Origin of the sequence: Pseudomonas sp. 8Z, from assembly GCF_902506535.1 — a bacterium.
In the GTDB taxonomy this organism is placed as follows: Bacteria; Pseudomonadota; Gammaproteobacteria; order Pseudomonadales; family Pseudomonadaceae; genus Aquipseudomonas.
This window is the reverse complement of the sequence record NZ_LR733824.1, coordinates 403,809-426,613: the sequence shown is the minus strand read 5'-3', so window position 1 is coordinate 426,613 and position 22,805 is coordinate 403,809. Positions and strand designations below refer to the sequence as shown.

Genomic DNA, 22,805 nt, shown 5'->3' with positions numbered 1-22,805 from the left:
AATGGAGATCGCACCATGCAACGTCGCCGCCTGATCAAGGCCTTCACTCTTTCCGCGTCCATCGCCGCCATGGGCCTGTCCTGGACCATCCAGGCCGCCGAGACCATCAAGGTCGGCATCCTGCACTCGCTGTCCGGCACCATGGCCATTTCGGAAACCTCGCTCAAAGACATGGCGCTGATGACCATTGACGAGATCAACGCCAAGGGTGGTGTGCTCGGCAAGAAACTGGAGCCGGTGGTGGTCGACCCCGCCTCCAACTGGCCGCTGTTCGCCGAGAAGGGCCGCCAACTGCTGACCCAGGACAAGGTCGCCGTGACCTTCGGCTGCTGGACCAGCGTGTCGCGCAAATCCGTGCTGCCGGTCTATGAAGAACTCAACGGCCTGCTGTTCTACCCGGTGCAATACGAAGGCGAAGAAATGTCGCCGAACGTCTTCTACACCGGCGCCGCGCCAAACCAGCAGGCCATCCCGGCGGTGGAATACCTGCTCAGCGAAGACGGCGGCAGCGCCAAGCGCTTCTTCCTGCTCGGCACCGACTACGTCTACCCGCGCACCACCAACAAGATCCTGCGCGCCTTCCTGCACAGCAAGGGCATCGCCGACAAGGATATCGAAGAGATCTACACCCCCTTCGGCCACAGCGACTATCAAACCATCGTCGCCAACATCAAGAAGTTCGCCGCCGGCGGCAAGACCGCCGTGATCTCCACCGTCAACGGCGACTCCAACGTACCGTTCTACAAGGAGCTGGCCAACCAGGGCCTGGACGCCACCGAAGTGCCGGTGGTGGCCTTCTCCGTGGGCGAAGAAGAACTGCGCGGCATCGACACCAAGCCGCTGGTCGGCCACCTGGCGGCCTGGAACTACTTCCAGTCCGTGGATAACCCGGTCAACGAGAAGTTCGTCGCCGACTGGAAGGCCTATGCCAAGGCCAAGAACCTGCCGAATGCCAACACCGTGGTCACCAACGACCCGATGGAAGCCACCTACGTGGGCATCCACATGTGGGCGCAGGCCGTCGAGAAGGCCGGCACCACCGACGTCGACAAGGTGCGCGAGGCCATGGCCGGGCAGACCTTCGACGCGCCGAGCGGCTTCACCCTGACCATGGACAAGACCAACCACCACCTGCACAAGCCAGTGATGATCGGCGAGATCCAGGATGACGGTCAGTTCTCCGTGGTCTGGCAGACCGAGAGCCCGATTCGCGCCCAGCCGTGGAGCCCGTACATCGAAGGCAACGACAAGAAGCCGGATCACCCGGTCAAGTCGAACTGAGGCAAAAGCCTCTCCCTGCACCGACCGTGCAGGGAGAGGACAAAAGTAGCCCGGATGCAATCCGGGGAGAGCTGTCCCGGATTGCATCCGGGCTACGCCAAGGACACACCTGATGCACACTGCCCTTACCCGAATTTTGCTGAGCCTGCTGCTCTGCCTGCCACTGGCAGCGAACGCGGGCGAGGCCGACGACTTCGTCGCCGCCAACGCTGGCAAGCAGGCCAAGCTGCTGCAAAGCTGGGCCGCCGCGCCCAAAGCCGAACGCATGCCGCTGCTGCAGGCCCTGCAGCAGGGCCGCGTTGGCAGCGACGCCGACAAGCGCGCCTTTATCGAACAGGATGACGACACCTGGCAGGCCGCCGAAGGCGACGCCGCAGCCAACGGCACGCCGCGCAAGGTGCGCCTGAACAACCGTTTGCGCGGCCTGACCGCCACCGCCCTGGCCAGCCATCAATTGCTCGGCGATGATGCGGCCCAGCGCCTTGAGGCCGCCCAGCAACTGCAACGCAACACCCCGGCGGCCCTGCTGCCACTGCTGGAAAGTCGTCTGAGCATCGAAGCCGATAACGCGGTAAAAGACGCCATCACCCTGGCCCTGGCCAACCTGCAACTGGTGGCCGAGGATCCCGCCGTGCGCCTGGCCGCGGTGCAGCGCCTGGGCGAAACCGGAGAGCCACTGGCACGCACCCGTCTGCAGTCGCTGATCGACGGCGGCCAGGAGAGCGACACCACGGTGCTCAGCGCCGCACGTCAGAGCCTGGCGCGGATCAACAACAAACTGATGATCGGCGAGGTGCTCGGCCAGGCCTTCAGCGGCCTGTCGCTGGGCTCGATCCTGCTGCTCGCCGCCCTCGGCCTGGCCATCACCTTCGGCCTGCTCGGGGTGATCAACATGGCCCACGGCGAGATGCTGATGCTCGGCGCCTACACCACTTACGTGGTGCAACTGAGCTTTCAGAAACTCGCCCCAGGCTATCTCGAACTCTATCCGCTGGCCGCGCTGCCGATTGCCTTCGTGGTCACCGCCTGCATCGGCATGGCGCTGGAGCGCACGGTGATTCGCCATCTCTATGGCCGCCCGCTGGAAACCCTGTTGGCCACCTGGGGCATCAGCCTGATCCTGATTCAACTGGTGCGCGTCACCTTCGGCGCGCAGAACGTCGAAGTGGCCAACCCGGCCTGGCTCTCCGGCGGCATGCAGGTGCTGCCGAATCTGGTGCTGCCGTACAACCGCATCGTCATCATCGGCTTCGCCCTGTTCGTGGTGGTGCTGACCTGGCTGCTGCTGAACAAGACGCGCTTGGGCCTGAACGTGCGTGCCGTGACGCAGAACCGCAACATGGCCGCCTGCTGCGGCGTGCCCACCGGGCGCGTGGACATGCTCGCCTTCGGCCTCGGCTCCGGCATCGCCGGCCTTGGCGGCGTGGCCCTGAGCCAGATCGGCAACGTCGGCCCGGATCTCGGCCAGAGCTACATCATCGACTCCTTCCTGGTGGTGGTGCTCGGCGGCGTTGGCCAGTTGGCCGGTAGCGTGCTGGCTGCCTTCGGCCTGGGGGTGGTGAACAAGTTCCTCGAACCGCAGATTGGCGCCGTGCTGGGCAAAATCCTCATCCTCGCGCTGATCATTCTGTTCATCCAGAAACGCCCGCAGGGCCTGTTCGCCTTGAAAGGCCGGGTGATCGATTGATGAGCGCGCCATCGAGCGTAGGGCGGGTGAAACCCGCCACCTCTACCGAACGCCATCGCTGTGCGGCGGGTTGCACCCGCCCTACGGAAATAACAGACGAGTGATCGACTGATGAATGCGATAAATCAAACGCTGCTGGCCCGCGCCAGCGCCAAGCTCGGCCCGCAGATCTCGCTGGGCATCGGCCTGCTGGTGCTGGCGATCCTTGTCGCCATGCCGCTACTGCATCTGCTGCCCGCCGACCACACCCTGCACGTGACGGCCTACAGCCTAACGCTGGTGGGCAAGATCCTCTGCTACGCCATCGTCGCCCTGGCGCTGGATCTGGTCTGGGGCTACGCCGGCATGCTGTCGCTGGGCCACGGCCTGTTCTTCGCCCTCGGCGGCTACGCCATGGGCATGTACCTGATGCGCCAGAGCGCCGGTGACGGCCTTCCAGCCTTTATGAGCTTTCTCGCCTGGAACGAGCTGCCCTGGTACTGGTACGGTACCTCCAGCTTCCTCTGGGCCATGTGCCTGGTGGTACTGGCGCCCGGCCTGCTGGCGCTGGTGTTCGGCTTCTTCGCCTTCCGCTCGCGGATCAAGGGCGTGTACTTCTCGATCATGACCCAGGCGCTGACCTTCGCCGGCATGCTCTTGTTCTTCCGCAACGAAACCGGCTTCGGCGGCAACAACGGCTTTACCGGTTTCACCCGCATTCTCGGCTTCGACATCACCGCGCAGGGCACCCGCGCGGTGTTGTTCATGGCCACCGTTTTGTTGCTGGTCGGCAGCCTGTACCTGGGCTTTCGCCTGGCGCGCAGCAAGTTCGGCCGTGTGCTCACCGCCCTGCGTGACGCCGAGAATCGGGTGATGTTCTGCGGCTACGATCCGCGTGGCTACAAGCTGTTCATCTGGGTTTTGAGCGCGGTGCTGTGCGGTCTGGCCGGGGCGCTGTACGTGCCGCTGGTGGGCATCATCAACCCCAGCGAGATGGCGCCGACGCAGTCCATCGAAGCCGCCGTCTGGGTCGCCCTCGGCGGGCGCGGCACGCTGATCGGGCCGCTGCTCGGCGCCGGTATCGTCAACGGCATGAAGAGCTGGTTCACCGTGGCCTTCCCGGAATACTGGCTGTTCGCGCTCGGCGCCCTGTTCATCGTCGTCACCCTGTATCTGCCGCGTGGCGTGGTGGGCCTGCTACGCAAGGAAAAGGATCAATGAGAGCCACTCCGGTACCTGAAACCATGCTCGAAGCCGCCCTGGATCCCAGCGCATTGGACACCCGCCCGGTACTGGGCAAGGGCGTCAACGTGCGCCACGGCACCATCCTCACCCTGGAAGATATCAACGTCAGCTTCGATGGCTTCAAGGCGCTGACCAACCTGACGCTGTACATCGGCGTCGGCGAACTGCGTTGCATCATCGGCCCCAACGGCGCCGGCAAGACCACCATGATGGACGTCATCACCGGCAAGACCCGCCCGGACAATGGCGTGGCCTACTTCGGCGAACAGTTCGACCTGACCCGCATGAGCGAGGTGGAAATCGCCCAGGCCGGCATCGGCCGCAAGTTCCAGAAGCCCACGGTGTTCGAAGCGCTCTCGGTGTTCGAGAACCTGGAACTGGCGCAGAAGACCGACAAATCGGTATGGGCCAGCCTGCGCGCCAAACTCAGCGGCGAGCAGCGCGACCGCATCGACGAAGTGCTGCAGATCATCCGCCTGGACAGCTCACGCAACCGCCCGGCTGGCCTGCTCTCGCACGGCCAGAAGCAGTTTCTGGAGATCGGCATGCTGCTGATGCAGGAGCCGCACCTGCTGCTACTCGACGAGCCGGTGGCGGGCATGACCGACGCCGAAACCGAATTCACCGCCGAGCTGTTCAAGTCCCTGGCGCGTAAGCACTCGCTGATGGTGGTCGAGCACGACATGGGCTTCGTTGGCTCCATCGCCGATCACGTCACCGTATTGCACCAGGGCAGCGTGCTGGCCGAAGGCTCATTGGAGCAGGTGCAGAACGACGAGCGGGTGATCGAGGTTTATCTGGGGCGCTAACGCATACCTGTGGGAGGGGCTTTAGCCGCGAGCGCTTAAAGATCAAAAGCATCGCGGCTAATCGGTTCGCCGCCCGCAAAACGAATAAAGGACATCGATATGCTGCAAGTCCAACAACTCCACCAGTATTACGGCGGCAGCCACATCCTGCGCGGCCTGTCGTTCGACGTGAAGGTCGGCGAAGTCACCTGCCTGCTCGGTCGTAACGGTGTGGGCAAAACCACCCTGCTCAAATGCCTGATGGGCCTGATCCCGGCCAAAGACGGCAGCGTGCAATGGGAAGGCAAGGCCATCACCGGCTTCAAACCGCACCAGCGCGTGCACGCCGGTATCGCCTACGTGCCGCAGGGGCGCGAAATCTTCGGTCGCCTGACCGTGGAAGAAAACCTGCTGATGGGCCTGTCACGCTTTCCCGGCAGCCAGGCCAAGGCCGTACCGGAATTTATCTACGAGCTGTTCCCGGTGCTGCGCGAGATGAAGCACCGCCGTGGCGGCGATCTCTCTGGCGGCCAGCAGCAACAGCTTGCAATTGGCCGCGCCCTGGCCAGCCAGCCGCGCCTGCTGATCCTCGACGAGCCTACCGAAGGCATCCAGCCCTCGGTGATCAAGGAGATCGGCGTGGTAATCAAGAAACTCGCCGAGCGTGGCGACATGGCCATCCTGCTGGTCGAGCAGTTCTACGATTTTGCCGCCGAACTGGCCGACCAGTACCTGGTGATGAGCCGTGGCGAGATCGTCCAGCAAGGCCGTGGCGAGAACATGGAAGCCGAAGGCGTGCGCGGCCTGGTAGCGATCTGATGCGCAGCGTAGGGCGGGTGAAACCCGCCTAATCCTTCATCAGAGAGCATCAATAACTGATGATGGGCCATGGCGAAAACTGGAAACCGAAGGCATGCGCGCCCTGGTGGCGATCCGATAGAAATGTAGGGCGGGTGCAACCCGCCAGATCCTCTATCCAGAGAGCGTCAGTTGCTGGTGATAGGCCATGGCGAAAACATGGAGCCGAAGGCGTGCACGGGCCGCATCTTGTGGCTTGAGCTCATTCAAGCCAATAAACACCCGTGCTCAAAGGTTATCCTCTTCGACACGCCGGGCCTCGAATCAGGTGAAGTGCCTGGAAAAGGGCCTGCTGATCGAGACATGCGCGCCGGAAACTCTTGATCAAACCGGCAACCGAACGCGTGCAGCAGTTCCTCGAACTGTCCGTATGACCATCGCTGGCGTATAACCAGCGATCCAACTGTGAGAAACGAGGTTATCCATGAGCAAGGTGGCATTCATCACAGGCGCAACATCCGGTTTCGGCCGCGCCACGGCACGACGCTTCGCCGAAGCGGGCTGGGCCCTGGTGCTCAGCGGTCGACGTCTGGAGCGCCTGGAAGAATTGCAGACAGAACTGCAGGACAAGGTGCCGGTACACATCGCCACACTTGACGTGCGCGACGCCGCAGCAGTGAAGGCGCTGGTCGATGGCCTGCAAGCGCCGTTCGATCGCATCGACGTGCTGGTCAACAACGCGGGTCTGGCGCTGGCCCCGGAAGCTGCGCAGAAGGTGGCCCTGGAAGACTGGCACACCATGATCGACACCAACATCACCGGCCTGGTCAACGTCACCCACGCGGTGCTGCCCAAGCTGCTGGAGATCGGCAAGGGCACCAGCATCATCAACATCGGCTCGGTGGCCGGTGAATGGCCCTATCCGGGCGGCCACGTGTATGGCGCCAGCAAGGCCTTCGTCAAACAGTTCAGCTTCAACCTGCGCTGCGACCTGGTATCGACCGGCGTACGCGTCACCGATATCGCACCGGGCATGGCCGAAACCGAGTTCACCCTGGTGCGTACCAAGGGCAATCAGGCCGCTTCCGACGCGTTGTACAGCAGCACCACGCCGCTGACCGCCGAAGACATCGCCGAGCAAATCTTCTACGTCGCCAGCCTGCCGGATCACATCAACATCAACCGCCTGGAAATCATGCCGAGCCGCCAGGCTTGGGCGCCCTTCGCCGTCGACCGCGATTGAAACGCTCACCGTAGGGCGAGCGTGCCTGATGCGCTCGCCCTACGGCCACCAAGCCCGCAGCACATATGCAATCACAGGGTGCCTGAACACAAAGGCCAACGCGCACCGAATTGGTTCGGGGCACGCCTCTTGCTTGCCCACTCGGTCAATAATCGAGTGGAACACCCGCCCTGCCATGAATCTGCCTGCCGCCCTGTTCACGCCTAGCTGGCCTGCCGAGCTGGAACTGGCCTATGCCCGCCAGGGCGAACGCACCACGCCAGTGCAAAGACGCCACCTAGGCCCACTTAGAGTGCAGAAACACCTGTACGCGGAAGGGCCGCAGGTTTGCCAGCACATCATCGTGCACCCACCTGGCGGCATTGCCGGCGGCGACCGCCTGGACATCAGCGCCCATGCCGGCGAAAAAAGCTGGGCACAGCTCACCAGCCCCGGCGCGGCCAAGTGGTATCGCGCAGCAGGCGTGGCCCATCAGCATCTGCGCCTGCGCGTCGATGCCGGCGCCACCCTGGAATGGCTGCCGCAGGAAACCATCATCTATGCCGGTGCCCAGGCCGAACTGCATACGCAGATCGACCTGCACGGCGACGCCCGCCTGTTCTACTGGGACATCATCGCCCTCGGTCGCCCGGCTGCCGACGAACGCTTTACCAGCGGCCACTTCCAGGCCGTATTGGACGTGCGCCGCGACGGCAAGCTGCTGTGGCACGAGCGCCAGCGCGTGAGCGGCGGCGACGGCCTGCTCGACTCACCCATCGGCCTCGACGGCCAGCCGGTGTTCGCCACCCTGCTGGTCAGCGGCGAGCTGGACAGCGAGCTGCTGGAGCGCTGCCGCGAGTTGCAAGTCGACGGCGTGCGCGGCGACCTCAGCCAACTGTCCGGCCTGCTGGTCGCCCGCTGCCTGGCCAGCGAAGCGCTCAAGGCGCGCGCCTGGCTGATCGCCCTGTGGCGCCTGCTACGCCCGGCACTGCTGGGCCGCGAAGCCGTGCCACCACGCATCTGGAGTACATGACGGCGGAGGTATAAAGCGACACCCGCCCCACCACCACGACACATTCCGGCGATGCCAGGCATACGCCCCAATGGAGTAACACGATGGATCTGAGTCCACGCGAGAAAGACAAACTGCTGATCTTCACCGCCGGCCTGGTGGCCGAGCGCCGCCTGGCGCGCGGGGTCAAGCTGAACTACCCGGAGGCCATGGCCTATATCTCCGCCGCCCTGCTCGAAGGCGCCCGCGACGGCCAGACCGTGGCCGAGCTGATGCACTTCGGCACCACCCTGCTGAGCCGCGAACAGGTGATGGAAGGGGTGCCGGAAATGATCCCGGAAATCCAGATCGAAGCCACCTTCCCCGACGGCACCAAGCTGGTGACCGTCCACCAGCCGATTGCATAAGTCATGAGTTACTCGATTCAAGACGCCAGTGAGGCCGACCTACCCGGCATCCTCGCCATCTACAACGACGCGGTGGAGTTCACCACGGCGATCTGGAACGAAATCCTGGTGGATCTGGCCAACCGTCGTGCCTGGCTGGCCGAACGCACAGCCGCCGGTTTTCCCGTGCTGGTGGCGCGTGATGCCGCCGGCGAGGTACTCGGCTACGCCACTTACGGCGCCTGGCGTCCGCACGACGGCTATAAACACACCGTCGAGCACTCGGTCTACGTGCGCGCCGACCAGCGCGGCCAGGGCCTCGGCGCGCTGCTGATGCAGGCGCTGCTCGAACGCGCCCGCGCAGCCCGCCTGCACGTCATGGTCGCCGCCATCGAGTCGGAAAACGCCGCCTCGATCCGCCTGCACCAGCGCGCAGGCTTCGTCACCAGCGGACAGATGCCCCAGGTCGGTCGCAAGTTTGGCCGCTGGCTGGATCTGACCTTTATGCAATTGATTCTGGAGTGAGCCCATGGACGTGACGCTGCGCACGCTCACCCCCAGCGACTTCGCCTCTTATCGCCAGGGTCTGAACACCCTGCTGCTCGATGCGGTCGAGCACGGTGCGTCGGTGGGCTTTCTCGCCGACCTCGATGCACAGGCTGCTGACGACTATTTCGCTCAAGTCGAAGCGGCGCTACTGGAGGGTTCGTTGCTGCTCTGGATCGCTCATGAGCAAGATCGCGTTCTGGGCAGCGTGCAACTAAGCCTGTGCCAGAAGCCCAACGGACTTAACCGCGCAGAGATTCAAAAACTGCTGGTACTGAGCACGGCACGTCGTCGTGGTATCGCCCGCCTGCTGATGCAAGCCGTCGAGCAGCAAGCGGCAACCCGCAAACGTGGCCTGCTCTACCTCGACACCGAGGCTGGCAGCGACGCAGAACAGTTTTATCGCCACCTCGGCTACCAATGCATTGGTGGCCTACCCGACTACGCCTGCGGCCCGGACGGTACCTACCGGGCCAATGCCATCTACTACAAGACGCTTGCGAGGCCTGCACCATGATTCCTGGCCAATACCAGATTGCCGACGGCGAGATCGAGCTCAATGCCGGTCGCCGCACCCTCACCCTCTCAGTGGCCAACAGCGGCGACCGGCCGATTCAGGTCGGCTCGCACTACCACTTCTTCGAGACCAACGACGCCCTGCTGTTCGACCGCGCCGCCGCACGCGGCATGCGCCTGAACATCCCGGCTGGCACCGCCGTGCGCTTCGAGCCGGGGCAAAGCCGCGAGGTGGAGCTGGTCGAGCTGGCTGGCGCGCGCCGGGTGTTCGGCTTCGCCGGCCGGGTGATGGGCGACCTGGATTAAGCACACTTTATCAGGGCCTGTGGGAGGGGCTTTAGCCGCGATTCCAGCGACATCGCGGCTAAAGCCCCTCCCACAGAGCTAAACCGAACGCACTGTGTCAGGACTTCATTGATGAAAATTTCCCGCCAAGCCTACGCCGACATGTTCGGCCCCACCGTCGGCGACAAGGTGCGCCTGGCCGATACCAACCTGTGGATTGAGGTTGAGAAGGACTTCACCACCTACGGTGAAGAAGTGAAATTCGGCGGCGGCAAGGTCATCCGCGACGGCATGGGCCAGGGCCAACTGTGCGCCGCCGACGTGGTCGACACCCTGATCACCAACGCGCTGATCATCGACCACTGGGGCATCGTCAAAGCCGACGTCGGCCTCAAGGACGGACGCATCCACGCCATCGGCAAGGCCGGCAACCCGGATATCCAGCCCGACGTAACCATCGCCATCGGCGCCGGCACCGAGGTGATCGCCGGCGAAGGCATGATCCTCACTGCTGGCGGCATCGACACCCACATCCACTTCATCTGCCCGCAGCAGATCGAAGAAGCGCTGATGAGCGGCGTAACCACCATGATTGGTGGCGGCACCGGGCCGGCCACCGGCACCAACGCCACCACTTGCACCTCCGGGCCGTGGCACATGGCGCGCATGCTCCAGGCCGCCGACGCCTTCCCGATGAACCTGGGCTTCACCGGCAAGGGCAACGCCTCGCTGCCCGAACCGTTGATCGAACAGGTCAAGGCCGGTGCCATCGGTCTGAAGCTGCACGAGGACTGGGGCACCACCCCGGCGGCCATCGACAACTGCCTGTCGGTCGCCGATCAGTACGACGTGCAGGTGGCGATCCACACCGACACCCTGAACGAGTCCGGCTTCGTCGAAACCACCCTTGGCGCGTTCAAGGGCCGCACCATCCACACCTACCACACCGAGGGTGCCGGTGGCGGCCACGCACCGGACATCATCAAGGCCTGCGGCTTCCCCAACGTGCTGCCGTCCTCGACCAACCCGACGCGGCCGTTCACCAAGAACACCATCGACGAGCACCTGGACATGCTCATGGTCTGCCACCACCTCGACCCGAGCATCGCCGAGGACGTAGCCTTCGCCGAAAGCCGTATCCGCCGCGAGACCATCGCTGCCGAAGACATCCTGCATGACCTCGGCGCGTTCTCCATGATCAGTTCCGACAGCCAGGCCATGGGCCGCGTCGGCGAGGTGATCACCCGCACCTGGCAGACCGCCGACAAGATGAAGCAGCAGCGCGGCCCGCTGCCCGAAGACGTGCCGGGCAACGACAACTTTCGCGCCAAGCGCTATATCGCCAAGTACACCATCAACCCGGCCATCACCCACGGCATCAGCCATGAGGTGGGCTCGATCGAAGTGGGCAAATGGGCCGACCTGGTGCTGTGGCGCCCGGCTTTCTTCGGCGTCAAACCGACGCTGATCCTCAAAGGCGGGGCGATTGCCGCCAGCCTGATGGGCGACGCCAACGCCTCGATCCCGACGCCGCAGCCGGTGCACTACCGGCCGATGTTCGCCAGCTACGGCGGCAGCCGCCATGCCACCAGCATCACCTTTATCAGCCAGGCGGCGTTCGAGGCCGGCGTGCCGCAGCAGCTTGGTTTGAAGAAGCAGATCGGCGTGGTCAAAGGCTGCCGCGAGGTGCAGAAGACCGACCTGATCCACAACGGCTACCTGCCGAATATCGAGGTCGATCCGCAGAACTACCAGGTCAAGGCCGACGGCCAGTTACTCTGGTGCGAGCCGGCCGACGTGCTGCCGATGGCGCAGCGCTATTTCCTGTTCTGACATCCCTGGCTGAAATGACAAATGGCGGGTTTCACCCGCCCTACAGGAACGGTGATTGCTCGCCTGCGCAAACAGCCTGGTCTGCTTTGACATGCTGGCGGGTTTCACCCGCCCTACGGGAAGGTGATTGTTCGTCTGCGCAAACCGCCTGGTTTGTTTTGACATGCTGGCGGGTTGCACCCGCCCTACGGGAAGGCGATTGCCCGCCTGCGCAAACCTGTAGGGCGGGTGCAACCCGCCAATTCACTCTCCGACGCCCAGGTCATCAAGGTTCGAATCACCGCCCCAATCAATCGGGTAAACGCCCTGCTTCACCCAACGGTGAAACGACGACCAGGGCCAGTCCCGCACACGCGTCACCAGGCCGTGCTTGAGCGGATTGCCGTGCAGGTAGTCAAAATGGCGGGTGTAGTCGTTCTCATCGCGGATCAGGTGCTCCCAGAAGCGTTGCTGCCAAAGCGTGCCCTGCCCCTTAACCTGACGTCGCTCGCTCAGCAGGTCGATACGGTTGTAATTGCGACAGGCATGGCTGACATGCCGCTTGATCAGTCGCCAGCGATTGGAAAAGTCCGCGTCGTCAGGCGGTAAACGCCAGATGGCATGCAGGTGATCCGGCAACAATACCCAGGCGTCGATGGTGAAGGGCTGGGTCAGGCGCACGGTCTGGATTGCCTCGCGCAAGGCCTGGCGGATATCGGGATGGGTGAGGATTGGCTGGCGCCGTTCGGTGACGAGGGTGAAGAAATAGGCGCCGCCAGGAACGGCGGCGCGGCGGTAGTCGGGCATGGCAACGTCCTTGTTGCAGATTTGATAAGTGGCGGGTTGCACCCGCCCTACGGGTAGGCGATTGCTCGCCTGCACAAATCACCTGGTCTGTTTTGACATTCTGGCGGATTTCACCCGCCCTACGGGTCATGTGTAGAGCGGGTGAAACCCGCCACAGCCATTGAGGCTAGCCCATTCAGGACGCTTGCTTCATCTCGTCGTAGGCGCTGAGGTAATCACCGGCCAGTTGCTGCTTCTCCTTGTCGCGCAGCAGCTTGCCGGCCATCTGGAAGAAGGTGTGTTCTTCCTCCTTGAGGTGATGCTCGACCTTATGCGCCAGCGCCTTGGCCTGCGCCAGCCAGCTCGGGCTGCTGGGGTCGGTTTCTTCCAGATCCTCGATCATTTCGTCCATCTGGTGATGCTCGGCAATCGCATGGCGCGACAGGTCGACGCCAGCGTCCTGCTGCATCAGGGGAATATAGAAATGGCGCTCCTCGGCCACCGAATGCACCGCCAGCTCCTGTTTGAGCTGGGCGAACAGGGCATGGCGCTCAGCGCTGTCGCCCTGGGTAGCAACCAGTTTCTGGGCCAGATCGCGCTGGATGTCGTGGCTGATACGCAAGGCTTCGAAAATCGTCATGCGGGCATCTCCTCCTGAGTCACGGTCTAGTAGCACTAGACCATCAGCTCAGCGATAGGTGCCGCATCGCTTGCTCAGCGCAGTTGGCTGTCCTTGCTGCCGCGACGGTTGTACCCCGTGAAAGCGGCGTTCTCCCGGTCGTGCTCGGTCTGGCAATTGACGCACAGGCGCACGCCGACAATGGCCCGGCGGCGCGCTTCGGGAATGACCGCGTCGCACTCTTCGCAGTGACGCAGGCTCTCACCTTTCGGCAACTGGCTGCGGGCACGCGCGACGGCGTCCTCGATGCTGCTGTCGATCTGCTCCTGCACTGCACTGTCGCTTGCCCAACCACCTGCCATGCTCGATCTCCTTCTGCTTGCCGGACAGATATGCGCCCGGCGCAGATGAAGTGCAAGAGCTGCCCGTCGTTACTCGCGGACTTCCATGAACTCCTTGGCCCAGACGATGTAATCCTCGGGCATCGTGTACTTGTGCGTCAGTTCGGTGGCGTTGAGGTCGCAAGGTTGGGCGCCGCGCTGCTCGCGCAGGCAGTCGTAGGTGGCCTTGATCGCGGCGAAGTAAGCGGCATGGCCGTTAACCACGATACGCACGCCCAGATGCGCCAGGCGCTCGTTGTCGCGCAGTTCCGGGTTGCCGTAGGTGACCAGCATCAGCGGCACCTTGAGGCCTTCGGCGATCTGTTCGAGGTGGGCGAAATCCTTGACCCCGACCAGGCAGATGCCATCGGCACCGGCCGCCTCGTAGGCGCGGGTGCGGCGGATCACTTCATCGACTTCCAGTACACCGGCATGGGTACGGGCGATGATCGACAGATCCGGGTCAACGCGCGCTTCCAGTGCGGCGAGGATCTTGCCCACGCCCTCTTCAATGGAAATCAGGTCGGTGGACTTGCGGCCAAACTGAGCCGGCAACAGGGTGTCTTCGATGGTCAGTGCAGCAACGCCTGCGCGCTCCAGTTCGACCACGGTACGCATGACGTTGAGGGCATTGCCATAGCCGTGGTCGGCATCGGCGATCACCGGCAAACGCGCCACGCGGCCAATTCGCGCGGCCTGCTCGACGAACTCACTCAAGGTGATCAGGGCGAAGTCCGGGGCGCCGAGCACCTGCAAAGAGGCGACGGAGCCGCCGAGAATGCCGACCTCGAAGTCGAGATCAGCGGCGATACGGGCCGACATCGGGTCGAAGACCGAGGCGGTGTGATAACAGCGGTCGGAAGCCAGCAGTGCACGAAAGGCACTGCGCAGCTCATGATGGGATGCACGTTGAAGGATGGGCATGGGGCGTATTCCAAAGTCGGTTGAATCGCTTTTTCTCTTTTTAGTCATCGCGTAGACGCCGCCAATGCTAGCGCAAGGCACTTGCATCAGGCTTTCGTCGGCATTGCTCGTTCGGCGCCTGTTGGACGCCAATTCGCCTTCTACAGCAATTTATCGGCCAGCCAGCTCGGCCGGCAGTTGTGGCATGAATCCACCGCTGGTCAGCAGCGCATAGGCCATCCACGCAGCCACCGCCAGATAGGCCAAACGCGGCAACCAGATGGCCAGCGCCTGCTGGCTGGATGCAAGCTGCGCCCCTTGTAGCTGGCCAAAGCGCAGCAGCGCCTGACCTGGCCGCCCGACGGCCTCGGCGCTGCTCAACTGCGCGATAAGCATGGCCTTGCCGGGAAACGACAGGGCCTGAAAGGCACCGACCAATGACTGCCCGGCGGCAACACGCCCAGCCACGCTGGCGAATTCCCGCCGCAGCCTGGCGTTGGCCAATGTGCGACAGGCTTGCGGCAAAGCATCGAGTACCGGTACGCCAGCCTCCAGCAACAGCCCAAAGCTATCGCAAAAATCTCGCATATCCGCCGCGCCCTGCATGCGCCCGAGCAGCGGCAGCGCCAGCAGCAGATCATCGACTCGGGACGCCCGCTGCCCACGACGCCGCTGCCAATAGCGCCAGGCGCTACGCACCAGCAACAGAGAGGCGAACAGCAGCAACAGCGGTAACAGCACAGCGGCCAGATAGCCGACCAGGCTCAACGTACCCGCCACCAAGGCAGGCAATGGCTTGACCGCCAGCGCCAGCAGCAATACCCCGACCGGCGGCAGCATGCGCGACTTCAGTGCCCGCGCCTGCCGAGACTGCGCAGCATAACGCTGAGCCAGTTGCGCATGCAGATGCCCCAAGGCACCGGCCTGCTGCGCCGCTCGCAGCAAGGCAACTTCCAGTGGCGTGAATACGCCACTCAGTTGGCCGGAAGTCGCCAGATCTCGCCCGCCGTTCACATGCTGGCGCAAGCGCTGCAAGCGCGCGCTGTGCCGTCGCGCCAGCGTCAGGCTCGCCAGCGCCTGCGCGACCGGCACGCCCGCCTGCTCCATGGCCGCCAGGTGCTCGAACAAACGAGCACGTTCATGCAAATCGAGAAAGGCAACTGAAGGAAGCATGACAAGTACCAAAGGGAGCAGCGCGGACAGGGTAACGAGCCGCCACGCAGACGGCTACGGCTCAGGCTCCGGCACACTGGCCTGGGGTAGCCAGCGATGCACAATGCTGCCCAGGCTGCCATCCTTGTGCATGGCAACCAATGCCTGGCGCCAGCGTGCCACGCGCGCAGGGTCAGTGCGTGTGGAGAAGGCGATGTAATAGGCCGAACGCATCAAGGGCAGGTGTTCGGTCAGGTCATCCGGGCGTAAACCGACAGACGCCAGCTCATAGCTCAGTGTCAGGTCTTCGGTGGCAATCAGATTGACACGTCCAAACTTGAGCATCGTCAGCATTTGCCGCGCACTGGAAACCCCATACAGATTGCTGAATCCCTGGCTGCTGAGCACTTCGTAGGTGTACCAGCGCTTGGGCACTGCCAGCGGCCCACTGGCGGCGGCATCCTGTAACGTGGAAATATTCAGCTTGCGCGACTTCATCGAGTAGAAGCGGGTCGTACCCACCAGAATCGGGCCGACCCATTGAAAACGCGCCTCGCGTTCGGCAGTCCGCACCGTGGAGAACAATCCGGTGTCGGCCTGGTTCTCGGTCAGGTGGATGGCACGCGTCCAGGGCATTAACTCGATACGCGCGTCATCGCCAGTACGCGCGATCAACGCCCGCACCACGGCAACCGATAGCCCCTCAAGTTGGCCATCACGCCGGAAACTCAGCGGCGCGGCATCCTCGGTGAGTAGACGCAGCGCATCGGCCCTTGCACTCATCGCGCAGAGACAGATCAATGCAATACCGAGACGTATCAACACGGTAGATCCTCCCTATAGCAGCAGCCTAGCAGCCAGGAGGAACAACCGCTCATCGGCCTATCAACTCGTTCACTTCTTCCTCCGTAGCCTGCGGGAACCACTGGCGATAAAACCGCTCCAGCGTTCCGTCCACGCGCATGCTCTGCAACTGTGCTCGCCACTGAGCAACCCGCGTTGGCGAGGTCTGCGGGGAAAAAGCGATATAGGAAGCCGTTGGCATCAGGTCGAACTGCCACTGCACCTCATCAACGGACATGCCCTGCTCGGCCAACATCGCATCGAGGCTCAGGTCATTGGCAATGATCAGCTTTACCCGCCCGTGATGAAACAGGCGCAGCATGTCGGCGGGAGTCGCCACACCGTAGAGATTCTTCAGCCCCTTGGCAGCCAGCACTTCGTGGCTGTACCACTGTTTGGGCACAGCCAGAGTGCCCATCTGGGCCAACTCCTTGAGATTGCGCACGCGCAGATGATCAGAACGGCGGCTGTAGAACCCCGTACGCCCGACAGCGATGGGGCCAACCCATTGGAAGTGGTCTTCACGCTGAGCAGTACGCACCACAGGGAACAACGCGGTATCGGGTTGCTGGCGCACCTGATGATAGCCACGTGTCCAAGGCACCATCTCGATCTGAGCAGGCACGCCAAGCCGGCGCGCCAACTCTTCGACCACTTGCACCGTCATGCCGTGCGGCCGACCGCCCTCCAAGTAGGTGAAGGGCCGGTTCTCTTCGGTATACAGGCGCAGCTCATCGGCCATGAGCGGGAGACTCAGGCACGACAGCAGTACGGCAAGTGCTATGGGTTTGAACATGAATACATCCGCAAAGTGGATGAGCGACGACAAAAACTGCTCACCACATGGCGATATTAAGGCGTCAATCCCATGTCGTCATCCTGCAGCAGACGTGATGCATGGCGGCCCCGGCTGTCTGCAAGCAGTCATCGCTCATACTTTTTCATAATCCGGGCGACGGTCGGGCTGGCTCTGCAGGCGCGCTCAGGCGATCATCAGCGTCCCATTTCGCTGTTCGATCGCTATGACCTCCACTACAGACAGCTCGACCCCGACTCATAAACCGCGCCCACTGATCGACCTGGCCATCAGCATTCTGATCCCTTCGTTCATCCTCATGAAGCTCAGCGGCGAGCAGCGCCTCGGCGCGGATGGCGCTCTGCTGCTGGCCCTGGCCTTGCCACTGGGCTGGGGCGCGTTCGAGCTGATCAAGTACCGCAAATTCAATTTCATTGCCCTGCTCGGCCTGATCAGCGTGGCGCTGACCGGCGGTATCGGCCTGCTGCACCTCGATACCCAATGGCTGGCGGTCAAGGAAGCGGCCATCCCCGGCCTGATCGGCATTGCCGTGCTGGTATCGACGCGTACACGCTATCCCTTGATCCGCACGCTGCTGTTCAACAAGACCGTACTGAATGTCGACAAGATCCACGAACGTCTGGAGCAAGGCGGCCATGTCGAACATTTCGAGACGCGCCTGATGCGCGCCACCTACTGGCTCAGCGGCACGTTCTTCTTCTCTTCGGCGATGAACTATGCGCTGGCCAAATGGATCGTGGTCAGCCCGTCTGGCACCGAAGCCTTCAACGATGAGCTCGGGCGCATGACGCTGCTCAGCTACCCGATGATCGCCATTCCCTCAATGATCATGCTCATGGCGATCTTCTACTACCTGTGGAAGACCATCCACGGCCTGACCGGGCTGAGCCTGGAAGAGATAATGGCCAATCAGGAGCGCCAGTCCTGAGCCGCTGACGCGGGCTGCCCATGCTGCTCTCGTCCGCTTACCTGGGGCTGCTGCTCTCAGCATTCGCTGCAGCCACCCTGTTACCGCTGCAGTCGGAGGCCGTGCTGGTGGCCCTGCTGCTCGGCGGCGCCCACGCCACCTGGGCGCTGCTGGCAGTGGCCACGCTGGGCAACGTACTGGGTTCGTGGGTCAACTGGCTGCTGGGTCGCTCGCTGGAACATTACCGGCACAAGCGCTGGTTCCCGGTCAGCGATACGCGCTTGGAGCAGGCGCAAGCCTGGTATGCGCGCTATGGTCGCTGGTCGCTGCTACTGAGCTGGATGCCCGTTATCGGCGATCCGCTGACCTTGGTTGCCGGGGTCATGCGCGAGCCGCTATGGCGCTTTGCGCTCATCGTCACCCTGGCCAAGGGCGCACGCTACGGCGTACTGGCGGCCATTACCCTGGCATGGATGTGAAGCCCTACAAAGCGCCAGGACATACGTGGTTACGCGCAGATTACGCAATGCAGTTGAGCAACGGACGCGCCTCCGTAATACTGCGCAGCGCGCCGCGCAGGCAGAGTACATTCGCGGTCACCGCTGGATCGGCCCGCAAGGCCCGTCATCATTGAGCCTCGATAGGGGTACAAGGCCCTTAACGAAGCGTCATGGGCCTATCGTGTGAGGATATGCAGTGTCCGTTGTTGAAGCCAAACCCAAACTGAAGCGCAGCGACCTGATCTGGACGCTGATCGGTCTTGGCGCTGTGGTGCTGTCCGGGTTCCTCCTTTACCGCGAACTGCGCAACATCTCCCTCGATGAAATCAAGGGCAGCCTCGAAGCGATCACCCACATGAACTGGATGCTCGCCGCCGGCGCTACGCTCGGCGCCTACTGGGCGCTGGCCTGGTACGACCGCATTGCCGTCGCGCACCTGGGCAAACGCATTCCCTGGCACTTCATCACCCTGTGCTCCTTCACCACCTACGCCCTGGCCCACAATATCGGTGCCTCGGTGTTCTCCGGCGCCGTGGTGCGCTATCGAGCCTATCGCAGCAAGGGCCTGACGCCGCAGGAAATCGGCATCCTGATCGTCTTCTGTTCCTTCACGTTCGCTATCGGCACGCTACTGGCCAGCGGCTGCGTGCTGATTGCCCAGCCCGACCTGCTGCATCGCGTCTTGAACGTCACACCAATGCTGTCGGTCGTCATCGGCTCGCTGCTACTACTGCTGGTCGCCCTGTACGTGCTCGGCTCCTGGCGCCAGTTCAAGCCCTGGACGTTGGGCAAACTGCATATCGAATACCCGCGCCTGCCCATCGTCGGCCGCCAGCTACTCGCCGGGCCGCTGGAGTTGCTGTGCGCTGCAGCGATCATCTACTTCGCCCTGCCCGCCGATAACCACCCCGGCTATCTGGTAGTGCTGGGCGTATTCCTCGCATCCTTCTCGCTGGCTCTGCTGTCCCACGCACCCGGCGGCCTCGGCGTGCTGGAAGTGACCTTCCTCGCGGCCATGCCGGAAGTACCCGCCGCCGATGTGCTGGCGGCGCTGATCGTGTTCCGCATGTTCTACCTGCTGCTGCCGTTCGCCCTCTCGCTGCTGGTGGTGCTGGGGTTCGAATGGAGCCAGTGGAAAAGCAAGCGGCACAACATCGACCTGCCCTCCTGAAACTCAAACTCGCCGTAGCGGCAGCACTGACATAGAATGCGCGGCCTTTTTCGTGGCCCGCCCTCGCGGGCGAGCGGCGTCGCCCTACGACGCCGCCACTGTTCACGCTAATTTTCCGGGCTGTCTGCACCATGTCTTTCTCCACTCCCGCCCGCGCCTGCGGCATCGACTTCGGCACCTCCAACTCCACCGTCGGCTGGTTTCGCCCCGGCCAGGACAGCCTGCTGCCCCTGGAAGACGGCAAGATCACCCTGCCCTCGGTGATTTTCTTCAACACCGAGGAGCGCCGCCCGGTCTACGGCCGCCTGGCCCTGCACGAATACCTGGAAGGCTATGAAGGCCGCCTGATGCGCTCGCTGAAAAGCCTGCTCGGCTCCAAGCTACTGAAGAGTGAAACCACCGTGCTCGGCAGCGCCCTGCCGTTCAAGGATCTGCTCGGTTTCTTCATCGGCGAGTTGAAAAAACGCGCCGAAGCCCAGGCCGATCATGCCTTCGAGGAAGTGGTGCTGGGCCGCCCGGTGTTCTTCGTCGATGACGACCCAGCCGCCGACCAGGAAGCGCAAAACACCCTGGTGGCCGTGGCGCACAAGCTCGGGTTCAAGGACGTGTCCTTCCAGTACGAGCCCATCGCCGCGGCCTTCGACTACGAGTCGAACCTCGACCGCGAAGAGCTGGTGCTGATCGTCGACATCGGCGGTGGTACCTCGGACTTCTCCCTGGTACGCCTGGCGCCAGAGCGCCATCACCTGGCCGAGCGCCAGGGCGACATCCTCGCCACTGGCGGCGTGCACATCGGTGGTACCGACTTCGACAAGCAGTTGTCGCTGGCCGGGGTGATGCCACTGTTCGGCTACGGCAGCCGGATGAAGAGCGACGCCTTCATGCCCACCAGCTACCACCTCAACCTGGCCACCTGGCACACCATCAACGCGCTGTACGCGCAAAAGACCCAGCTCGCGCTGCAGAACATGCGCTACGACATCGTCGACGCCAGCGGCATCGACCGCCTCTTCGGCCTGATCGAACAGCGCGCCGGGCACTGGCTGGCGATGCAGGTGGAAGACAGCAAGATCGCCCTGAGCGAACAGGACGCCCGCCCCATCGACCTGTCGCGCGTCGAACCGGGCCTGGTCGCCGAACTGACCCGCCCGCTGTTCGAAAACGCCATCGAGCCGCTGCTCGAACGCATCCGCGCCAGCCTCACACAGTTGCTCAGCGATGCCGGCATCACCGCCGATCAGGTCGACACGCTGTTCTTCACCGGCGGCTCCAGCGGCGTGCCGGCGCTGCGCCAGAGCGTGGCGGCGATGCTGCCCAACGCGCGCAGCGTCGAAGGTAACACCTTCGGCAGCATTGGCAGCGGCCTGGCCATCGAAGCGAAAAAACGCTACGGCTAAGTTTTTGTAGGAGCGGCTGGGCGGCATTCCGTTTCAGCCGCGATTCTGGCCACCCGCACAGACCACTCGCGGCTAAAGCCGCTCCTACGTCAGAAGTCCAACCTGTTCTCCCGTGCATCGCACGACAGGCTCTGAGTTATGCTTGCCGCCCATCCGAATGACCGAGAAATAGCCTGATGAAAGCCCAGTTGGAAGAACTGATCGCCAAGATAAGCTCCGGCTGCCTGCCCGAAGGCGAGATCGCCCGCATCGCCGACGAAGCCGCGCAGGCCTATGCCGACCCGGCCGCGTTCCTCGCCGCCAACCCGGACGTCAACTACGACGACGAATTTCCCATCCCGCTGGGCGAGTGGGTGGTGGTCGGCAGCTTGCCGGACACCGTGCTGTTTCAGGCCGACAGCTATGAAGAGCTGTTCCAGCGCATCACCGAATCCTTCGGCCCGCAGGTGCAATTCGTGCTCAAGGCCAAGCAACTGGCCAAGACCGAGCCGCTGAAAGCGCTCAACCGCATCCAAGTACAACTCGCGGCGCTGTCGCCGGAGACTGGCGGCTACGTGCTGGTGGATTTCAGCGAACCGCTGGATGACGAACTGCAAGCGGTGCTGGTGTATGCCAACGACCTGCCACGGGTGATGGAGCTGGCGGTGGAAGTGGGCATCTACGCCGCACCAGCCCTGCAAACGCTGCAGCAGCAGTTGGCTAACGAACAATAAGGGAACACCCGCCCCGCGTGGACAGTCACTATCTCTACCCGTTCAGCCACACGCACAAGGAAATCGCATGAAGATTTTGCTGGTACTGACCTCTCACGACCGTCTCGGCGACACCGGCCACAAGACCGGCTTCTGGCTGGAAGAGTTCGCCGCCCCCTACTACAGCTTCAAGGATGCAGGCGCTCAGCTAACGCTAGCCTCGCCCAAAGGCGGCCAGCCGCCCATCGACCCCAACAGTGACGCGGAAAGCGCGCAGACCGATGCCACCCGCCGCTTCGCCGACGATGCCCAGGCCCAGCGTGAACTGGCCAACACCCTGCCGCTGGCGGACATGCGCGCCGATGACTTCGATGCGCTGTTCTACCCCGGCGGCCACGGCCCGCTGTGGGATCTGGCCGAAAGCGCCGACTCCATCGCCCTGATCGAACGCTTCCTGGCGCTCGGCAAACCGGTCGGTACGGTCTGCCACGCCCCTGGCGTGCTGCGCCACGTCAAAGGCAGCGACGGCAAGCCGCTGGTCGCAGGCAAGCGCGTCACCGGTTTCAGCAACAGCGAAGAGGAAGCGGTGCAACTGACCGATGTGGTGCCCTTCCTGGTCGAAGACATGCTCAAGGCCAATGGCGGCCACTACAGTTGCGTCGCCGACTGGCAGATCCATGTCCAGGTCGACGGCCTACTGGTCACCGGGCAGAACCCGGCGTCCTCCGAGGCCAGCGCCGAAGCGCTGCTCAAACTGCTTGAGGCACGCGCATGAGCGTCGCCATTTTCGCCAGCATTCAGGCCCTGCCCGAGCACCGCGATGCGGTGCTGCAGGCCTTGCAGGAAATGGTCGCCAGCAGCCGCAGCGAACCTGGCAACCTACGCTACGACCTGTTCGAGCGCGACGGCGCGCCCGGCACCTTCGATCTCTACGAGCGGTATGTGGATCACGACGCGGTGCAGGCGCATCGGCAAAGCGCCCATTACCTCGACTACCGCCAGCGCACCGCCGCCTGGCTGGCCAACCCACCCGAGGTGAAGGTCAGCCTGCCACTGGATCTGGCCCCTTGAAGCAGCCTGC

Annotated in this window: 26 protein-coding genes; 19 read left to right on the top strand and 7 right to left on the bottom strand. The window is 63.4% G+C overall.

All coding sequences use genetic code 11. The annotated features are described in order from the left end of the window. Positions 1 to 15 precede the first annotated feature (15 nt). The 12 genes from urtA to ureC all read left to right on the top strand — a co-directional run bounded on the left by urtA (position 16) and on the right by ureC (position 11,578). A complete protein-coding gene (gene urtA, locus AERO9A_RS01890; RefSeq protein ID WP_159970223.1) occupies positions 16 to 1,281 on the top strand; it encodes an urea ABC transporter substrate-binding protein in 1,266 nt (421 codons plus the stop codon). 112 nt (positions 1,282 to 1,393) lie between these two features. Further along, entirely contained in the window at positions 1,394 to 2,968 is a 1,575-nt protein-coding gene (gene urtB, locus AERO9A_RS01885; RefSeq protein ID WP_159970222.1) for an urea ABC transporter permease subunit UrtB, read from the top strand. A gap of 111 nt (positions 2,969 to 3,079) precedes the next feature. Next, entirely contained in the window at positions 3,080 to 4,168 is a 1,089-nt protein-coding gene (gene urtC, locus AERO9A_RS01880) for an urea ABC transporter permease subunit UrtC (protein ID WP_159970221.1), read from the top strand. Then, a complete protein-coding gene (gene urtD / locus AERO9A_RS01875) occupies positions 4,165 to 5,001 on the top strand; it encodes an urea ABC transporter ATP-binding protein UrtD (RefSeq protein WP_159970220.1) in 837 nt (278 codons plus the stop codon). Before urtC ends, urtD begins: the two co-directional genes overlap by 4 nt. A gap of 99 nt (positions 5,002 to 5,100) precedes the next feature. Next, positions 5,101 to 5,799: an urea ABC transporter ATP-binding subunit UrtE gene (gene urtE / locus AERO9A_RS01870; RefSeq protein ID WP_159970219.1), complete on the top strand. Its 699-nt coding sequence runs from the start codon at positions 5,101 to 5,103 to the stop codon at positions 5,797 to 5,799. 463 nt (positions 5,800 to 6,262) lie between these two features. Continuing rightward, a complete protein-coding gene (locus AERO9A_RS01865) occupies positions 6,263 to 7,021 on the top strand; it encodes an SDR family NAD(P)-dependent oxidoreductase (RefSeq protein ID WP_159970218.1) in 759 nt (252 codons plus the stop codon). A gap of 175 nt (positions 7,022 to 7,196) precedes the next feature. Continuing rightward, the gene (locus tag AERO9A_RS01860; protein WP_159970217.1) at positions 7,197 to 8,033 is read left to right on the top strand and encodes an urease accessory protein UreD; all 837 of its coding nucleotides are present in this window, start codon (positions 7,197 to 7,199) and stop codon (positions 8,031 to 8,033) included. 83 nt (positions 8,034 to 8,116) lie between these two features. After that, on the top strand, positions 8,117 to 8,419 hold the full coding sequence (ureA, locus tag AERO9A_RS01855; protein WP_003246897.1) for an urease subunit gamma: 303 nt from the start codon (positions 8,117 to 8,119) through the stop codon (positions 8,417 to 8,419). Positions 8,420 to 8,422: 3 nt separating this feature from the next. Further along, on the top strand, positions 8,423 to 8,923 hold the full coding sequence (locus AERO9A_RS01850) for a GNAT family N-acetyltransferase (RefSeq protein ID WP_159970216.1): 501 nt from the start codon (positions 8,423 to 8,425) through the stop codon (positions 8,921 to 8,923). Between the two features lie 4 nt (positions 8,924 to 8,927). Next, entirely contained in the window at positions 8,928 to 9,461 is a 534-nt protein-coding gene (locus tag AERO9A_RS01845; protein ID WP_159970215.1) for a GNAT family N-acetyltransferase, read from the top strand. Continuing rightward, on the top strand, positions 9,458 to 9,766 hold the full coding sequence (locus AERO9A_RS01840) for an urease subunit beta (protein ID WP_159970214.1): 309 nt from the start codon (positions 9,458 to 9,460) through the stop codon (positions 9,764 to 9,766). The genes AERO9A_RS01845 and AERO9A_RS01840 overlap by 4 nt, the downstream gene beginning before the upstream one ends. A 111-nt stretch (positions 9,767 to 9,877) precedes the next feature. Next, entirely contained in the window at positions 9,878 to 11,578 is a 1,701-nt protein-coding gene (ureC, locus tag AERO9A_RS01835; RefSeq protein ID WP_159970213.1) for an urease subunit alpha, read from the top strand. A gap of 243 nt (positions 11,579 to 11,821) precedes the next feature. Here the strand turns inward: ureC and AERO9A_RS01830 are convergent, their stop codons facing one another. From AERO9A_RS01830 to AERO9A_RS01800, 7 genes are all read right to left on the bottom strand, one after another. Next, positions 11,822 to 12,364 (bottom strand): transposase, encoded by a 543-nt coding sequence (locus AERO9A_RS01830; RefSeq protein WP_159970212.1) that lies wholly within the window; start codon positions 12,362 to 12,364, stop codon positions 11,822 to 11,824. A gap of 175 nt (positions 12,365 to 12,539) precedes the next feature. Beyond that, positions 12,540 to 12,983: a hemerythrin domain-containing protein gene (locus tag AERO9A_RS01825; protein ID WP_159970211.1), complete on the bottom strand. Its 444-nt coding sequence runs from the start codon at positions 12,981 to 12,983 to the stop codon at positions 12,540 to 12,542. A gap of 74 nt (positions 12,984 to 13,057) precedes the next feature. Continuing rightward, a complete protein-coding gene (locus AERO9A_RS01820; RefSeq protein ID WP_159970210.1) occupies positions 13,058 to 13,324 on the bottom strand; it encodes a DksA/TraR family C4-type zinc finger protein in 267 nt (88 codons plus the stop codon). A 69-nt stretch (positions 13,325 to 13,393) separates the two neighbouring features. Next, positions 13,394 to 14,266 (bottom strand): oxaloacetate decarboxylase, encoded by an 873-nt coding sequence (locus tag AERO9A_RS01815; RefSeq protein ID WP_159970209.1) that lies wholly within the window; start codon positions 14,264 to 14,266, stop codon positions 13,394 to 13,396. Between the two features lie 150 nt (positions 14,267 to 14,416). After that, positions 14,417 to 15,418 carry a type II secretion system F family protein gene (locus AERO9A_RS01810; protein WP_159970208.1) on the bottom strand — a complete coding sequence of 334 codons (1,002 nt, stop codon included), beginning with the start codon at positions 15,416 to 15,418 and terminating at the stop codon, positions 14,417 to 14,419. A gap of 54 nt (positions 15,419 to 15,472) precedes the next feature. After that, complete coding sequence (locus AERO9A_RS01805; protein WP_159970674.1) at positions 15,473 to 16,180, bottom strand: transporter substrate-binding domain-containing protein; 708 nt, start codon at positions 16,178 to 16,180, stop codon at positions 15,473 to 15,475. 91 nt (positions 16,181 to 16,271) lie between these two features. Next, positions 16,272 to 17,036 (bottom strand): ABC transporter substrate-binding protein, encoded by a 765-nt coding sequence (locus tag AERO9A_RS01800; RefSeq protein ID WP_159970207.1) that lies wholly within the window; start codon positions 17,034 to 17,036, stop codon positions 16,272 to 16,274. Between the two features lie 226 nt (positions 17,037 to 17,262). Between AERO9A_RS01800 and AERO9A_RS01795 the strand changes: the two genes are divergently transcribed. The 7 genes from AERO9A_RS01795 (at position 17,263) to AERO9A_RS01765 (ending at position 22,795) form a co-directional block, all read left to right on the top strand. Then, positions 17,263 to 17,985 carry a VC0807 family protein gene (locus AERO9A_RS01795; protein WP_159970206.1) on the top strand — a complete coding sequence of 241 codons (723 nt, stop codon included), beginning with the start codon at positions 17,263 to 17,265 and terminating at the stop codon, positions 17,983 to 17,985. Between the two features lie 20 nt (positions 17,986 to 18,005). After that, the gene (locus tag AERO9A_RS01790; RefSeq protein ID WP_159970205.1) at positions 18,006 to 18,443 is read left to right on the top strand and encodes a YqaA family protein; all 438 of its coding nucleotides are present in this window, start codon (positions 18,006 to 18,008) and stop codon (positions 18,441 to 18,443) included. Between the two features lie 217 nt (positions 18,444 to 18,660). Further along, a complete protein-coding gene (locus tag AERO9A_RS01785) occupies positions 18,661 to 19,635 on the top strand; it encodes a YbhN family protein (protein WP_159970204.1) in 975 nt (324 codons plus the stop codon). Between the two features lie 131 nt (positions 19,636 to 19,766). Next, entirely contained in the window at positions 19,767 to 21,032 is a 1,266-nt protein-coding gene (locus AERO9A_RS01780) for an Hsp70 family protein (protein WP_159970203.1), read from the top strand. Between the two features lie 176 nt (positions 21,033 to 21,208). After that, a complete protein-coding gene (locus AERO9A_RS01775) occupies positions 21,209 to 21,745 on the top strand; it encodes a hypothetical protein (RefSeq protein ID WP_159970202.1) in 537 nt (178 codons plus the stop codon). A gap of 67 nt (positions 21,746 to 21,812) precedes the next feature. Next, a complete protein-coding gene (locus AERO9A_RS01770) occupies positions 21,813 to 22,499 on the top strand; it encodes a type 1 glutamine amidotransferase domain-containing protein (RefSeq protein WP_159970201.1) in 687 nt (228 codons plus the stop codon). Then, entirely contained in the window at positions 22,496 to 22,795 is a 300-nt protein-coding gene (locus tag AERO9A_RS01765; protein ID WP_159970200.1) for a putative quinol monooxygenase, read from the top strand. Before AERO9A_RS01770 ends, AERO9A_RS01765 begins: the two co-directional genes overlap by 4 nt. Positions 22,796 to 22,805: the final 10 nt, after the last annotated feature.